This is a genomic window from Nocardioides astragali (assembly GCF_024436375.1).
Taxonomy (GTDB): domain Bacteria; phylum Actinomycetota; class Actinomycetes; order Propionibacteriales; family Nocardioidaceae; genus Nocardioides; species Nocardioides astragali.
On sequence record NZ_JAFMZM010000004.1, the window covers coordinates 740,968 to 756,729 of the forward strand.

Consider the following 15,762-nt stretch of genomic DNA (forward strand, 5'->3'; position numbering starts at 1 on the left):
TCCCGTGGACACGAGCTTGCGATTTCTGCGCCCCGGACCTGGTCCGTCGGGCAGCTGACGTCACCGGGTCCGGGGAGTCCCCGTCCGACCCGAAGCTCATCCACTTCTAGACTCTGCGGCCAACTGCTGTCGCCGCGCGAAAGGGAGCCATGTCCGGCCCCAACACCGACTACGACCCTGTCGAAGTGACCCCGCTCAAGGCCGACCAGGTCGAGGAGATGCGCGAGGCGGCACTGGCCGCTGTCGCCGCTGCCGCCGACCTCGACGCCCTCAAGCAGGTCCGGCTCGACCACGCCGGGGACCGCTCCCCGCTGGCGCTCGCCAACCGGGAAATCGGCGCCCTTCCACCGCAGGCACGCAAGGAGGCCGGCCAGCGCGTCGGCCAGGCCCGCGGAGCGATCAACCAGGCCATCGCGGCGCGCGAGGCCGTGCTCGAGGCCGAGCACGAGGAGCGCATGCTCGTCGAGGAGACCGTCGACGTCTCCCTCCCGACGACGCGGCGCCGGCGCGGTGGGCGGCACCCGCTGACGCTGCAGTCCGACCTCATCGCCGACCTCTTCGTCGCCATGGGCTATGAGGTGGCCGAGGGTCCGGTCGTCGAGGCCGAGTGGCTCAACTTCGACGCGCTCAACCTCGGCCCCGACCACCCCGCGCGCACGCTTCAGGACACGTTCTGGGCCGAGCCGCCCGAGCATCACATCGTGCTGCGCACCCAGACCTCGCCGGTCCAGGCCCGCACCATGCTGACCCGCAAGCCGCCGATCTACGTCGTCTGCCCGGGCCGGGTGTTCCGCACCGACGAGTACGACGCCACCCACTCGCCGATGTTCCACCAGGTCGAGGGGCTCGTGGTCGACGAGGGCATCACCATGGCCCACCTCAAGGGCACGCTCGACCACTTCGCCTCCCAGCTCTTCGGCGACGGCATCACGACCCGGTTCCGTCCGTCGTTCTTCCCCTTCACCGAGCCCTCCGCCGAGGTCGACGTGCGCTGCTTCGTGTGCCGCGGCACGGGTATGGACGAGGAGGGCGCCCAGTCCTGCCGCACCTGCCGCGGTGAGGGCTGGATCGAGTGGGGCGGGTGCGGTGTGGTCAACCCGCGCGTGCTCATCGCGTGCGGCGTCGACCCCGACGTCTACAGCGGCTTCGCCTTCGGCATGGGCATCGACCGGTCGTTCATGTTCCGCCACGACCTGGAGGACCTGCGTCCGCTCTTCGAGGGCGACGTCCGGTTCAGCAGCGCGTTCGGCACCGAGATCTGAGAGGGGAGAACTGACATGAAGGCACCCCTGTCCTGGATCCTGGACTACGTCGACGTGCCCGAGGGCACCACCACCGAGGCGCTGACCGACCGACTGACCCTCACCGGGCTCAAGCTGGAGGCCATCGAGAGCCCGGGCCGCGACATCACCGGACCGCTCGTGGTCGGGCGCGTCGTGACCATGGAGCCCGAGCCGCAGAAGAACGGCAAGACCATCAACTGGTGCACCGTGGACGTCGGAGACGCCAATGGCACCGGGGAGCCGCAGGGCATCGTCTGCGGAGCCCACAACTTCAAGCCAGGGGACCTCGTCGTCACGGTGCTGCCGGGCGGCGTGCTGCCTGGTGGCTTCGAGATCGGCGCCCGCAAGACCTATGGCCACCTCTCCGCCGGGATGATCTGCTCGGCGCGCGAGCTCGGGCTCGGCGAGGACCACGACGGCATCATCGTGCTGCCGGACGACGCCGGAGAGCCGGGTCAGGACGCGCGTCCGCTGCTGGGTCTCGACGAGGAGACCATCGAGTTCGAGATCAACCCCGACCGCGCGTACGCCCTGTCGCTGCGCGGCATCGCCCGCGAGGTCCTCGTCTCCGTCGAGGGTGCGAGCAACTTCCGCGACCCGGCCCTGCGTGACACCCCGCCCGCCAACGACCAGGGCCACCCGGTCGTGGTGGAGGACCCGGAGGGCTGCCCGGTCTTCGTCGCCCGCCGGGTCAGCGGGTTCGACCCCGACGCCCCGACGCCGGACCTCATCGTCCGGCGGATCACCGCCGCCGGCATGCGGCCGATCTCGCTCGCCGTCGACGTGACCAACTACGTCATGCTCGAGACCGGTCGGCCCATCCACGGTTACGACGCCGACAAGCTGCGTGGCGCGATCGTCGTACGGCGGGCGCGCGAGGGTGAACGGCTGATCACCCTCGACGGCACCAACCGCGCCCTCGACCCGGCCGACCTGGTGGTGACCGACGACTCCGGCATCATCGGGCTCGGCGGCGTGATGGGTGGTGAGACGACCGAGATCTCCGAGTCCACCACCTCGATCCTCGTCGAGGCCGCCCACTGGGATGCCGTGTCGATGTTCCGCACCGGCCGGCGTCACAAGATCACCTCCGAGGCCGGCAAGCGCAACGAGCGCGGCGTCGACGCGACCATCTGCGAGGCGGCGGCCGACCGGGTCGTCGAGCTGCTCGTCGAGCACGGTGGCGGCCACGCCGAGCCCGGCGTGACCGTGGTCGGGACCCCTCCGGCCATGCCGACGATCCGGATGGCCTACGACCTTCCCGAGCGGGTCGCGGGTCTCCCCATCGACTCCAGCACCGTGGTCGACCACCTCCAGGCGATCGGCTGCCGGGTCGATGCCGACGCAGACGGTGTCGACGTGACCCCACCGCCCTGGCGCCCCGACCTGATCGCCGCGCAGGACCTCACAGAGGAGGTCATCCGGCTCGTGGGCTACGACCTCGTTCCGTCGGTGCTGCCGACGCCACCGTCGGGCCGTGGGCTGACCCGCTCGCAGCAGCTGCGGCGGCGGATCGGTCGTACGCTCGCGGGCGAGGGTTGGGTGGAGGTCGTGAACTTCCCCTTCGTCGGCACCGCGGACCTCGACGCGCTCGGCCTGGCCGCCGATGACCCGCGGCGCGACCTCCTGGGGCTGTCCAACCCGCTGAACCACGAGGCCGGGTTCATGACCACGACCCTGCTCCCGGGCGTGCTGCGGACGGCAGGCAAGAACGTCGGCCACGGCAACACCGACCTGGCGATCTTCGAGACCGGCACGGTCACGGTGCCGCGCCACGCCGGACCCGCGGCGATCCTGCCCGTCGACCGCCGCCCGACCGACGAGGAGTTCGAGGCGCTCGACGCGGCCCTGCCGGCTCAGCCGCTGCACCTGGCCCTCGTCGCTGCCGGCGACGCGGTCGCCGGGGGCTGGTGGGGCGAGGCCCGACCGGTGACGTGGGCCGACGCCGTCGAGGCGGTCCGTTCCGTCGCCGCGGCTCTCGGCCTGGAGGTCACTGCCTCCTCGGCGGAGCTGGCCCCGTGGCACCCGGGCCGGTGTGCCGAGCTGTCCGTCGACGGCGAGGTGATCGGTCATGCCGGCGAGATGCATCCGACCGTGTGCCAGGCCTTCGGGCTGCCGAAGCGCACGGTCGCGGCCGAGGTCGACCTCGACCTGCTCATGGCCCGGTCGGTCCACTTGCGAAAGGCGCCCAGCTTCTCGTCGTACCCCGTGGCCAAGGAGGACGTCGCGCTCGTGGTCGACGCCTCCGTTCCGGCCGCGGACGTGGAGGCCGCGCTGCGTGAGGGCGCCGGCGAGCTCCTGGAGTCGATCCGGCTCTTCGACGTCTACACCGGCGACCAAGTGGGCAAGGGCAAGAAGTCGCTGGCCTATGCGTTGCGCTTCCGGGCTCCCGATCGCACGCTCAAGGAGGGCGAGGCGGCCGCCGCGCGCGATGCCGCCGTCGCCCTCGCCGCGGAGCGGACCGGGGCCGTTCAGCGCACCTGATCGGCGCGCGCAGCACGTGAGCTGGCCCTTGAGTCTCCGGGAGACTCAAGGGCCAGTGGCCGACCCCGAAGGGTCAGCCGCGCTCGCAGGAGCGGCGCACCTCCGCCGAGCAGCGGTCCCGTCCGGCCTCACCGTCGGCGCGGTCGCGACCCTGTCCGCCGCGGACCTCGTCACGCCCCTTGCCGGCCTTGAGTCGATCGGCGCCGCCGCCTCCGAGCAGGAGGTCGTCCCCGGAGCTCCCAGCGATCTTGTCCTTCCCGGATCCGCCGACGAGCTTGTCGTGGCCGTAGCCGCCCCAGACCGCGTCAGCGCCGGGGCCGCCGTCCAGGACCACCGTCCATGGCGTCCGCGCCGTGCTGCGCGAGCCCGACGCGACCAGGCGGTCGTCGCCACCGCGGCCCATGACGCGTACGCGCGATCCCGCGGCGTGCACGTCGTCGGGCCCGGAGGTGCCCACGACGCGCACGAGTCCGCCCGGCACGTGGATGTGCTCCCACGCGTCGATGGCCGCGGCGTACTCCACGCGCGGGTTGTAGGCGGCCAGGCAGGTGAAAGCGTCGCCCAGGCGTACGTCGGCCTCGAGGCAGCGGGCCGCCTGGAGCGCGTCGTCACCGGGTCCGCCGAGTAGCGAGCCGCCGACGAAGTCCTGCTCGCCGATCGAGTCGTCTCCCGCGCCCATGTCGGCGTCCAGACGTCGGTCGGGGTCGGGGAGGACCACCGCACCCGGCGTCCCCGGGTGCGCCACGGCGTACGTCAGGATCTCGTCGGCGTCGCCGCCGGTGAACCTGGTGCGGAGCCTGTCGACCGTCAGCAGGTAGGCCTGCACCTGGCCGGTCCACCGCAGCACCGGACGCGCATCGGCGCTCACGGTGGACGTCGTGGCGTCCACGTGCAGGTCGGTGCCTTCCCAGCCCGGGTAGAGCGCGAGCCTGTTGGTGCCGGCTGCCAGGTCGACCGGCGCGCCGGTCAGGTCGCCGGCCCAGCTGAGCTTGTCGTCGCCGTCGCCGGTCGTGACCACGTCTGGATTGGGTGTCCCGGGCGCGACTGAACCGCTGGTGACGTAGTCGTTGCCGCCTCGGGTGTCGATCGTGTCCTTCTCGGTGTCGCTCGTGTCGCCCGAGCTCCCCCAGAGCGCCGCGCCGGCCACGACCGTGTCGCCGAGCTCGTTGCCCATGTAGGAGTCCCCACCCGTGCCGAGCAGGGTCTGGACCGTCGTGTTGCCGTCGGTCGACTCGTTGAACACCCGGTCCGCACCGGGGCCGGCGTCGACGGTGAACATGAAGGGCTCACGACCGGTCGTGACCCGGATGCAGACCAGGTCGTCACCCGCCCCGCTGTTCGCGGTGAAGACGCCCGCCGACCCGACGACCATCACGTCGTCCCCGGGCGTGCCGACCTCGCCGGTCACCGTCACGACCTGCCCCTGGCACGTGAGGGGGTCCGCGTGGGCGGGAACGGGGCCGAGCACCGGACCGGCGAGCAGCCCGGCGACGAGGGCTGCGACATGCGCTGTCGGACGGCTGTAGGTCATGGAGTGACCTCCCGGTGAGTCATGGCTGTGACGCTGGAGACGTCGCACGAGGCCGAAAGGTTGTCTCAGTTGATCGGTGAGTCCACGACCGCGCGGAAGCGGGCGTACACCGCTTGGTCGCCGACGACGGAGATCTCCCGGTCGTCGCCCCGCTTCCACAACCAGAGATCGAGAGCGGCCGCAGGACCGTCGACGACGACGTCGGGCTCGTCGTCACCCTCGGGCGGCGTCACCACGTGGAAGTCCTCCTCGTCCGCGTACGTCGTCCCGCTGTCCGGATCGGTGCCGGTGAACGTGCCGAACCGGAGCCAGAACTGCTCGCCGGTGTCGGTCGTGTCCAGCCGCACGATGCCCTCGCCCGGCTCCCAGGACCCCCACGGCGGGCAGCCGCCGTACATCACCGCGAGGACCTCGTGCACCCCGTCGGTCGCCAGGATCGGGTCGACGTCCGACGAGGCTCCAGCGGCGAGCTCCGCGTCGATGCGGTGGACCAGCGCCTCGTGCGCCTGACGACGCAGGATGAAGCCCACGGTGTGGTCGTCGGACCAGTTCCACGCCTCGTCCGCGGGGTCCGCGCCCTCCAGCGCGTCGACGAGGTCGCGCGACCACCCGTCGAAGGTCGCCAGCAGCTCGTCGTACGACGCCGGGCGGGGCGGCTCGACCTCCTGGGGCCGCTCGGGGCGCGCACCGACCACCTCGGCCCACCACCGCTGGACGGTCGCCAGGTGCCAGAGCAGGTCGGCGGCGCTCCAGTCGGGGCAGGACGGCACCCGTGCCTCCGGGTCGCAGCCGGCGAGCACCTCGCGGAACCGCGCGGACTCGGAGCGGAGGTGGGACAGGTAGGACTCAGGAGAGAGTGGGGTCACCCGTGAACCGTAGGGGAGCGGGCCGACCGTGTGCCGCACCCATGCGGGACCCCGGTTCGACGAGTCATGCACCCCAATGTATAGTCATGCACATGTCCGTCTCAGTCGCCGTCGCCGGAGCCAGTGGGTACGCCGGGGGCGAGGTCCTCCGCCTCCTCCTCGGGCACCCCCACGTCGAGATCGGTGCCCTGACCGCGGGCTCCAACGCCGGCGAGCGCCTCGGGACGCTCCAGCCGCACCTGCTCCCGCTTGCCGACCGCGTCCTCGCCGACACGACCGTCGAGTCGCTGGCCGGCCACGACGTGGTCTTCCTCGGCCTGCCGCACGGCCAGTCGGCCGCCATCGCGCAGGCCCTGGGCGACGACACCGTCGTCATCGACTGCGGGGCGGACTTCCGGCTCACCGACCCGGCCCAGTGGCAGGCCTTCTACGGCGGCGAGCACGCAGGCTCCTGGCCCTACGGGCTGCCCGAGCTCCCCGGCCAGCGCGACCTGCTTTGCGGTGCCCGCCGGATCGCCGTCCCCGGCTGCTACCCGACTGTCTCCACGCTCGCCATAGTGCCCGCGCTCGCCGCGGGGCTGGTCGCGCCGGACGTCACCGTCGTGGCGGCCTCCGGCACCAGCGGAGCGGGCAAGGCCGCCAAGGCGCACCTGCTCGGCAGCGAGGTGATGGGCAACGCCAGCGCCTACGGCGTCGGGGGAGTGCACCGGCACACGCCCGAGATCGTCCAGAACCTCACCGGCGTCCACGGCGCCGCCGTGAAGGTGGGCTTCACGCCGCTCCTCGTGCCGATGTCCCGCGGCATCCTGGCCACCGTGCAGGCACCCCTGCTTGACGGAGTCACCCCCGCCGACGTCCGCGACGCCTACGCGGCGGCGTACAAGGACGAGCCGTTCGTGCACCTCCTGCCCGAGGGCCAGTGGCCGCAGACGCAGTCCGTGCTCGGCTCCAACGCCGTCCAGGTCCAGGTGGCCGTCGACGAGTCCGTACGACGAGTGGTGGCGGTGGCCGTGGTCGACAACCTGGCCAAGGGCACCGCCGGCGCCGCCGTCCAGTGCATGAACCTCGCCCTGGGCCTCGATGAGGCCGCCGGGCTCTCCACGATCGGACTCGCACCATGACCGTCACCACCCCCAAGGGCTTCCTCGCCTCCGGCGTCGCCGCCGGACTCAAATCCAGCGGCGGCAAGGACCTCGCCCTCGTCGTCAACCAGGGCCCCACCTACGACTCCGCCACGGTCTTCACCGCCAACCGCTGCAAGGCCAACCCCGTCCTGTGGAGCCAGGAGGTCGTGAAGGACGGCACCGTCCGCGCGGTCGTGCTCAACTCCGGTGGCGCCAACTGCTACACCGGCCCCGAAGGCTTCCAGACCACGCACGCGGTGGCCGAGAAGGTCGCAGACGGGCTGGGGTTCGGCGCGATCGACGTGGTCGTGTGCTCGACCGGTCTCATCGGCCTCGCCAACGACCGTGAGGACCTGCTGGCCGGCGTCGACGCGGCAACCGCCGCGCTCGCCGCCGATGGCGGTGTCCAGGCGGCCGAGGCGATCATGACCACCGACTCCGTCAGCAAGAACGTCGTGCTCGAGGGCGCCGGTTGGTCGATCGGGGGGATGGCGAAGGGCGCCGGCATGCTCGCCCCGCAGCTCGCCACGATGCTCGTCGTGCTGACCACCGACGCCGTCGTCCCGGCACCCGAGCTGGACGCCGCGCTCCGGGCCGCGACCCGGGTCAGCTTCGACCGGCTCGACTCGGACGGCTGCATGTCCACCAACGACACCGTGACCGTGCTCGCCAGCGGAGCCAGCGGGATCACCCCCACGCCCGAGGACTTCACCGCCGCGCTCACCCAGGCCTGCACCGACCTGGCCATGCAGCTGCTCAAGGACGCCGAGGGCGCCGACCACGAGATCGCCATCACCACGCTCCACGCCGCCTCCGAGGACGAGGCCGTCGAGGTCAGCCGCAGTGTCGCTCGCAGCAACCTCTTCAAGGCCGCCATCTTCGGCAACGACCCCAACTGGGGCCGCGTGCTGGCCAGCATCGGCACCACCTCGGCGCAGTTCGACCCGGCCGACCTCGACGTCGCCATGAACGGCGTCTGGGTCTGCCGCACCTCGACGCCCGCCGAGGACCCGGCCACGGTCGACCTCACCGGCCGCGAGGTCAGCGTGACGATCGACCTCAAGTCAGGCGACGCCCGGGCGACCGTCTGGACCAACGACCTCACCCACGCCTACGTCCACGAGAACAGCGCCTACAGCTCATGACCGAATCCAGCAGCGTCATCCAGAACCCGCGCCGGCCCGACCCCGCCAAGGCGCGCACGCTCGCCGCGGCCCTGCCCTGGCTCAAGCGCTACCACGGCCGGACCATCGTGGTGAAGTACGGCGGCAACGCCATGACCGACGACGCGCTCAAGGTCGCCTTCGCCGAGGACATCGCCTTCCTGCGCTTCGCCGGCTTCAAGCCCGTCGTGGTCCACGGCGGCGGCCCCCAGATCTCGCGGATGCTCGACAAGCTCGGCATCAAGTCCGAGTTCCGCGGCGGCCTGCGTGTGACGACGCCCGAGGCCATGGACGTCGTCCGCATGGTGCTCGTCGGCCAGGTCCAGCGCGAGCTCGTCGGCCTCATCAACCAGCACGGAGCGCTCGCCGTCGGGCTCTCCGGTGAGGACGCCGGGCTGTTCACCGCCGAGCCGACCAACACCGTCGTCGACGGCGAGGAGGTCGACCTGGGCCTCGTCGGCGAGGTCGCCAAGGTGCGGCCCGAGGCCGTGCTCGACCTGATCGAGGCCGGCCGCGTGCCGGTCGTCAGCTCGGTCGCGCCCGACGTCAACGGGCTGGTCCACAACGTCAACGCCGACACCGCGGCAGCTGCCCTCGCCATCGCGCTCGGCGCGGAGAAGCTGCTGGTCCTGACCGACGTCGAGGGGCTCTACCGCGACTACGGCAACTCCGACGACCTCATCCAGGAGATCAGCCCCGAGGCGCTCGGCGAGATGCTGCCGAGGCTCGACGCGGGCATGGTCCCCAAGATGCGCGCCTGCTACGAGGCGGTGACGGGCGGCGTGCCGCGCGCCACGGTCGTCGACGGCCGTGAGCCGCACGCCGTGCTCCTCGAGATCTTCACCGACGAGGGCGTCGGCACCCAGGTGCTGCCCGGCGTCGCCACCCGCATGCGCAAGCCCTACGCGACGGGGGAGCAGGCATGACGCCCCCGTCCGAGGTGCAGGAGCGTTACTCCGGCGCGGTGATGAACACCTTCGGGCCGCCGGCGCTCGCCCTCGCGCGCGGTGAGGGAGCGCATGTGTGGGACACCGACGGCAAGGAGTACGTCGACCTGCTCGCCGGCATCGCCGTCAACGCGCTCGGCCACGCGCACCCCGCGCTGGTGGAGGCGGTGACCGCCCAGCTCTCGACCCTCGGCCACGTCTCCAACTTCTTCGCCACGGAGCCCCAGGTCACCCTGGCCGAGAGGCTGCTCGGCCTGCTCGGTTGGACCGATGGCCGGGTGTTCTTCAGCAACTCCGGCACCGAGGCCAACGAGGCCGCCCTCAAGCTGACCCGCCGCACCGGACGCACGCGGCTCATCGCCGCCGAGGGTTCCTTCCACGGTCGCACCATGGGCGCCCTCGCCCTCACCTCGAAGGCCGCCTACCGCGAGCCCTTCCAGCCCCTTCCCGGCGACGTCACCTTCGTGCCGTACGACGACGTGGCAGCGCTCGAGGCGGCCGTTGACGACACCGTCGCCGCGGTCGTGCTGGAGCCGATGCAGGGGGAGGCAGGGGTCATCGTGCCGTCGCCCGACTACCTCGCCGCCGCCCAGCGGATCGCCCGGAGCCACGGCGCCCTGCTCTGGCTCGACGAGGTGCAGACAGGCATCGCCCGCACCGGGGCCTGGTTCGCCCACCAGCTGCTCGACGGGATCGAGCCGGACGTCGTCACCCTCGCCAAGGGTCTCGGCGGCGGGATCCCGATCGGCGCCACGGTGGCCAGGGGAGAGGCGGCGACGCTGCTGCAGCCCGGCAACCACGGCACCACCTTCGGCGGCAACCCCGTCGCGACGGCAGCCGCGCTCGCCGTCCTCGACACCATCGAGTCCGACGACCTGCTCGGGGCGACCCTCGCGCGCGGCGACCAGCTCGCTGGTCTGCTCGCCAAGCAGGCCGGCATCGTCGAGGTGGCCGGCGCCGGGCTGATGCGGGGCGTCGAGCTCGACGGCCCGTACGCCGTCCAGGCCGTCGCGGCCGGGCGCGAGGCGGGCTTCATCCTCAACGCGACCGGGCCCTCGCGCCTGCGGTTCGTGCCGCCGCTGGTGATCACCGAGAGCGACCTCGACGCACTCGACGCCGCACTGCCCGCCATCCTCGACACCGCTCGCGCCCAGGAGGCCAGCTCATGACCCGCCACTTCCTCCGCGACGACGACCTGTCGCCGGCCGAGCTGCTCGAGGTCCTCGACCTGGCCGACGCGATGAAGGCCGAGCCCTTCGACCCCAAGCCGCTCGGCGGCCCCCGGACCGTCGCGCTCGTCTTCGACCGCCCGACGCTGCGCACCCAGGTCTCCTTCGCCGCCGGCATCGCGGAGCTCGGCGGCAACCCGATGACCGTCGACGGCGGCCTCGCAGCCATGGGGTCGCGCGAGGGCGTCGAGGACGTCGCCCGCATCCTCGGTCGCCAGGCGGCCGCCATCGTCTGGCGCACCGCGCACCAGAGCGACGTGGTGACCATGGCCGACCATGCCGGCGTGCCCGTCCTCAACGCCCTGACCGACGAGTTCCACCCGTGCCAGCTGCTGGCCGATCTCCAGACGGTCCGCGAGCACAAGGGTCGACTCGCAGGCGTCCGGGCCGCGTTCGTCGGCGACGGCGCCTGCAACATGGGCAACTCCTGGGTGCTGGCGGGTGCGTCCGCCGGCCTGCACGTCGTCGTCGGCGCCCCCGAGGGCTTCACCCCCGATGCCGACGTGGTCGCCCGGGCGCGGGAGATCGCGCAGGACACCGGCGGCTCGATCGAGCTCACGAGCGACCCAGTCGAGGCGGTGGCCGGCGCCGACGTCGTCGTCACGGACTCGTGGGTGAGCATGGGCCGCGAGGAGGAGTCCGGCGACCGGCTGCGGATCTTCCCGCCCTACGGTGTGACCGAGGAGCTCCTCGCCCACGCCGACCCGGAGGCCATCGTCATGCACTGCCTCCCCGCCTACCGTGGCAAGGAGATCGCCGAGGCCGTCATCGAGGGACCGCAGTCGGTGGTGTGGGACGAGGCCGAGAACCGCCGGCACGCCCAGAAGGCGGTCCTGACCTGGCTCCTCGAGCGATCGTGAGCAGCCAGATGACCGCCGTCACGCCGCTGACCAAGAGCGCCCGCCACCAGCGGATCATCGACATCGTCACCGCTCACCCGGTGCGCTCCCAGACCGAGCTCGCCGACCTGCTCGCCGACCACGGCGTCCGCGTCACGCAGGCCACGCTGAGCCGCGACCTCGTCGAGCTCGACGCGGTCAAGGTGCGCAGCACCGACGGCGCGCTCGTGTACGCAGTGCCGGGGGAGGGCGGTGACCGCTCCGTCGTGGCCCCCCGCGAGAGCGCGGCCGGCCGCGACCGGCTGGCCAGGCTGTGCGCCGAGCTGCTCGTCAGCGCCGAGGCCAGCGCCAACCTGGTCGTGCTCCGCACGCCCCCCGGTGCCGCCCAGTTCTTGGCCAGCGCCTTCGACAAGGCCGACCTCGGCGACATCCTCGGCACCATCGCCGGCGACGACACCCTCCTGGTGATCGGCCGCGACCCCCTGGGCGGTGACGCGCTCGCGCAGCGCTTCCTCGACCTGGCCAACGACCCGCACCACTCATCCGCACCCACCACTTCGAAGGACGTCCTGTGAGCAAGGTCCTCACCTCCCTCCCCGTCGGCGAGCGCGTCGGCATCGCCTTCTCCGGGGGCCTCGACACCTCCGTGGCGGTCGCCTGGATGCGCGCCAAGGGAGCCGTGCCGTGCACCTACACGGCCGACATCGGGCAGTACGACGAGCCCGACATCTCCGGCGTGCCCACCCGCGCCCTCCAGTACGGCGCCGAGCTGGCGCGCGCTGTCGACTGCAAGACCCAGCTGGTCGAGGAGGGCCTGGCCGCTCTCGCCTGCGGCGCCTTCCACATCCGTTCGGGAGGCCGGGTCTACTTCAACACCACGCCCCTCGGCCGGGCTGTCACGGGCACGATGCTGGTGCGCGCGATGCACGACGACGACGTCAACATCTGGGGCGACGGCTCCACCTTCAAGGGCAACGACATCGAGCGGTTCTACCGCTACGGCCTGCTCGCCAACCCCGACCTGCGCATCTACAAGCCGTGGCTCGACGCCGACTTCGTCACCGAGCTCGGTGGCCGGCACGAGATGAGCGCCTGGCTCACCGAGCACCAGCTGCCCTACCGCGACAGCCAGGAGAAGGCGTACTCCACCGACGCCAACATCTGGGGCGCCACCCACGAGGCGAAGACCCTCGAGCACCTCGACGTGTCGCTGGAGACCGTCGAGCCGATCATGGGTGCGAAGTTCTGGGACCCGGCGGTCGCCATCGAGCCCGAGGACGTCACGATCCGCTTCGACCAGGGCCGCCCCGTCGCCATCAACGGGATCCGCTACGACGACCCGGTCGCGCTGGTCCACGAAGCCAACACGATCGGCGGACGTCACGGGCTGGGCATGTCCGACCAGATCGAGAACCGGATCATCGAGGCCAAGTCGCGCGGCATCTACGAGGCCCCTGCCATGGCGCTGCTCTTCATCGCCTACGAGCGCCTCGTCAACGCGATCCACAACGAGGACACCGTCGCTCAGTACCACAACGAGGGCCGCAAGCTCGGCCGGCTGCTCTACGAGGGGCGTTGGCTCGACCCGCAGGCGCTGATGATCCGGGAGTCGATCCAGCGCTGGATCGCCTCGCTCGTCACCGGCGAGGTCACCCTCCGGCTCCGTCGCGGCGACGACTACACCCTCCTGCGTACCGACGGCCCGGCCTTCTCCTACCACCCCGACAAGCTCTCGATGGAGCGCACCGACAACGCCGCCTTCGGCCCGACCGACCGGATCGGCCAGCTGACGATGCGCAACCTCGACATCGCCGACTCGCGCGCCAAGCTCGAGCTGTACGCCGCCCAGCCGCTCGACCAGGGCCAGGTGCTGGTCGAGCACGGCACCCTGTTCGGTGCCATCGAGTCCGGCGGGTACGACAAGATCACCGACAACCCGTCCGCCGAGGCGGCCGACGAGACCGCGCTCGACCACGCGGCGATGGAGTTCGGGACCGACTGATGAGCGAGCTCAGCACGACCAACGAGGGCAAGCTGTGGGGCGGCCGGTTCGAGGGCGGGCCGTCGCCGGAGCTGGAGGCCCTCTCACGGTCCACCCACTTCGACTGGCGCCTCGCGCTCTACGACATCGCTGGCTCCCATGCCCATGCCAAGGCGCTCGGGGCCGCCGGTCTGCTGACGGCCGATGAGGAGAACGAGCTGCATCGTGGTCTCGACGTGCTCACGAAGGCGTTCACCTCCGGACGACTGCACCCGTCGGCGTCCGACGAGGACGTCCACGGCGCGCTCGAGCGCCTGCTGATCGAGGAAGTGGGTCCGGAGATCGGCGGGAAGCTTCGCGCGGGCCGGTCGCGCAACGACCAGATCGCCACGCTCTTCCGGTGCTACCTGCTCGACCACGGGCGCGCGGTGGCGAGGCTGGTCCTCGACCTTGTGGAGGCGCTCGCCGACCAGGCCGACACACATCTCGGGGCGATCATGCCGGGACGCACGCACCTCCAGCACGCGCAGCCCGTGCTGTTGTCCCATCACCTGCTGGCGCACGCCTGGGCGCTGCTGCGTGATGTCGACCGGCTGGGGGACTGGCAGGACCGGGTCCGTTCGGACTCGCCGTACGGCTCCGGAGCGCTCGCAGGCCAAAGCCTGGGCCTCGACCCGGAGCTGGTGGCGAACGAGCTCGGGTTCACTGGCTCGAGTGCCAACTCGATCGACGGCACCGCCTCGCGGGACTTCGTGGCGGAGTTCGCCTTCGTGTGTGCCCAGATCGGGATCGACATCTCGCGGATCGCCGAGGAGATCATCCTGTGGGCGACCAGGGAGTTCGACTTCGTGACCCTCCACGACTCGTGGTCGACCGGGTCGAGCATCATGCCGCAGAAGAAGAACCCCGACATCGCTGAGCTCGCCCGTGGCAAGTCCGGGCGCCTGGTCGGGAATCTCACCGGGCTCCTCACGACGCTCAAGGCGCTGCCGCTCGCCTACAACCGCGACCTCCAGGAGGACAAGGAGCCGGTCTTCGACTCCCTCGACACCCTCACGGTGCTCCTCCCGGCTTTCACCGGCCAGGTCGCGACGCTGGTCTACAACACCGAGCGCATGGCCGAGCTCGCCCCCCAGGGCTTCTCGCTGGCGACGGACATCGCCGAGTGGTTGGTGCGCGAGGGCACCCCCTTCCGAGTCGCGCACGAGCTGGCCGGCGCCTGCGTACGCGCGGCCGAGGCCAAGGGGACCGATCTCGACGGCCTGACCGACGAGGAGTTCGCCGCGATCTCCCCCCTGCTCACACCGCAGGTGCGCCTCGTGCTCACCGCCGAGGGCTCGGTCGAGTCACGCAACGGCAGGGGCGGCACCGCCCCTGAGCGAGTCCGCGAGCAGCTCGCCGAGCTGCGGGACATGAGCACCGGTCACCGTGAGCGCCTGGGCTGAGGGCGACCCCGTCGAGGTCGCGCCGCGGCTGCTGGGAGCCGTGCTCACGCACGGCGGGGTCTCCGTGCGCCTCACCGAGGTCGAGGCGTACGCCGGCCCCGCGGACCCTGGTTCCCACGCCTACCGCGGCCCGACAGCGCGCAACGCGGTCATGTTCGGCCCGCCGGGCCACCTCTACGTCTACTTCGTGTACGGGATGCACCACTGCGCCAACCTGGTGACCGGCCCCGACAGCGACCCCGGCGCGGTGCTGCTGCGCGCCGGCGAGGTGGTGGCGGGACTGGACCTTGCGCGGGAGCGACGCCCCGGCAGCAGTGACCGCGACCTGGCGCGCGGTCCGGCCCGTCTGTGCCAGGCGCTCGGGATCGACCTCTCCCACAACGGCGTACGTCCCGTGCTAGAGCCGGGGGAGACGCCGCTCGAGATCAGCTCCGGACCACGGGTGGGCCTGCGCCACGCGGCCGACACGCCGTGGCGGTTCTGGGTGAGCGGCGACCCGACGGTCAGCACCTACCGGCCGGCGGCTCCCAGGCCTCGCGCAGGCCGCTGACCTGCGCCTTTGCGAAGACGCCACCCCCGGTTTGGCATGCTCGTGGGACAGGGTCTACAGTTCTACTCGTCGCTGCAAGTGGCGCCGCCTCCTGGCCAGAAGGTCAGCTGAGGCGGAAACCGGCACCGACCAACTGAAGCACGAGGCTCACCTGAGTTTGACGGTGAGCGCCGAGCCCGGTAAGTTTTTGCAGGTTGCCCCGCGACCGGACCAGCCCAGCTGGCGAGGAACGGGTGCGTCTGATTCTTGAGAACTCAACAGTGTGTTTGATTAGTCGACGAATTAGTTTGTTTTGCCCCGTTGGCATCGATCTTTGTGGT

At 71.6% G+C, this 15,762-nt stretch carries 13 protein-coding genes; 11 read left to right on the forward strand and 2 right to left on the reverse strand.

Translation table 11 applies throughout. The features are described 5' to 3' along the window. The first annotated feature begins 149 nt into the window (after positions 1 to 149). Both pheS and pheT read left to right on the forward strand, forming a co-directional pair. Positions 150 to 1,262 carry a phenylalanine--tRNA ligase subunit alpha gene (gene pheS / locus J3P44_RS16910; protein WP_255891598.1) on the forward strand — a complete coding sequence of 371 codons (1,113 nt, stop codon included), beginning with the start codon at positions 150 to 152 and terminating at the stop codon, positions 1,260 to 1,262. Between the two features lie 15 nt (positions 1,263 to 1,277). Next, the gene (pheT, locus tag J3P44_RS16915; RefSeq protein ID WP_255891599.1) at positions 1,278 to 3,767 is read left to right on the forward strand and encodes a phenylalanine--tRNA ligase subunit beta; all 2,490 of its coding nucleotides are present in this window, start codon (positions 1,278 to 1,280) and stop codon (positions 3,765 to 3,767) included. Positions 3,768 to 3,840: 73 nt separating this feature from the next. Here the strand turns inward: pheT and J3P44_RS16920 are convergent, their stop codons facing one another. Both J3P44_RS16920 and J3P44_RS16925 read right to left on the reverse strand, forming a co-directional pair. Next, positions 3,841 to 5,298 (reverse strand): hypothetical protein, encoded by a 1,458-nt coding sequence (locus tag J3P44_RS16920; RefSeq protein WP_255891600.1) that lies wholly within the window; start codon positions 5,296 to 5,298, stop codon positions 3,841 to 3,843. A 65-nt stretch (positions 5,299 to 5,363) separates the two neighbouring features. Next, complete coding sequence (locus J3P44_RS16925; RefSeq protein ID WP_255891601.1) at positions 5,364 to 6,164, reverse strand: maleylpyruvate isomerase family mycothiol-dependent enzyme; 801 nt, start codon at positions 6,162 to 6,164, stop codon at positions 5,364 to 5,366. Positions 6,165 to 6,256: 92 nt separating this feature from the next. Between J3P44_RS16925 and argC the strand changes: the two genes are divergently transcribed. The 9 genes from argC to J3P44_RS16970 are packed head-to-tail and all read left to right on the forward strand — an operon-like array spanning position 6,257 to position 15,442. Then, complete coding sequence (argC, locus tag J3P44_RS16930) at positions 6,257 to 7,285, forward strand: N-acetyl-gamma-glutamyl-phosphate reductase (RefSeq protein ID WP_305122478.1); 1,029 nt, start codon at positions 6,257 to 6,259, stop codon at positions 7,283 to 7,285. After that, positions 7,282 to 8,433 (forward strand): bifunctional glutamate N-acetyltransferase/amino-acid acetyltransferase ArgJ, encoded by a 1,152-nt coding sequence (gene argJ, locus J3P44_RS16935; protein ID WP_255891603.1) that lies wholly within the window; start codon positions 7,282 to 7,284, stop codon positions 8,431 to 8,433. Before argC ends, argJ begins: the two co-directional genes overlap by 4 nt. Then, positions 8,430 to 9,377 carry an acetylglutamate kinase gene (argB, locus tag J3P44_RS16940; protein WP_255891604.1) on the forward strand — a complete coding sequence of 316 codons (948 nt, stop codon included), beginning with the start codon at positions 8,430 to 8,432 and terminating at the stop codon, positions 9,375 to 9,377. Before argJ ends, argB begins: the two co-directional genes overlap by 4 nt. After that, positions 9,374 to 10,567, forward strand: a complete 1,194-nt coding sequence (locus tag J3P44_RS16945; RefSeq protein ID WP_255891605.1) for an acetylornithine transaminase — start codon at positions 9,374 to 9,376, stop codon at positions 10,565 to 10,567. The genes argB and J3P44_RS16945 overlap by 4 nt, the downstream gene beginning before the upstream one ends. Continuing rightward, entirely contained in the window at positions 10,564 to 11,487 is a 924-nt protein-coding gene (gene argF / locus J3P44_RS16950) for an ornithine carbamoyltransferase (protein ID WP_255891606.1), read from the forward strand. The genes J3P44_RS16945 and argF overlap by 4 nt, the downstream gene beginning before the upstream one ends. Positions 11,488 to 11,495: 8 nt before the next feature. Beyond that, a complete protein-coding gene (locus J3P44_RS16955) occupies positions 11,496 to 12,041 on the forward strand; it encodes an arginine repressor (protein ID WP_255891642.1) in 546 nt (181 codons plus the stop codon). Next, a complete protein-coding gene (gene argG / locus J3P44_RS16960) occupies positions 12,038 to 13,468 on the forward strand; it encodes an argininosuccinate synthase (protein ID WP_255891607.1) in 1,431 nt (476 codons plus the stop codon). Before J3P44_RS16955 ends, argG begins: the two co-directional genes overlap by 4 nt. Next, positions 13,468 to 14,892, forward strand: a complete 1,425-nt coding sequence (gene argH / locus J3P44_RS16965; RefSeq protein ID WP_255891608.1) for an argininosuccinate lyase — start codon at positions 13,468 to 13,470, stop codon at positions 14,890 to 14,892. Before argG ends, argH begins: the two co-directional genes overlap by 1 nt. Further along, positions 14,876 to 15,442 carry a DNA-3-methyladenine glycosylase gene (locus J3P44_RS16970; protein ID WP_255891609.1) on the forward strand — a complete coding sequence of 189 codons (567 nt, stop codon included), beginning with the start codon at positions 14,876 to 14,878 and terminating at the stop codon, positions 15,440 to 15,442. Before argH ends, J3P44_RS16970 begins: the two co-directional genes overlap by 17 nt. Positions 15,443 to 15,762 lie beyond the last annotated feature (320 nt).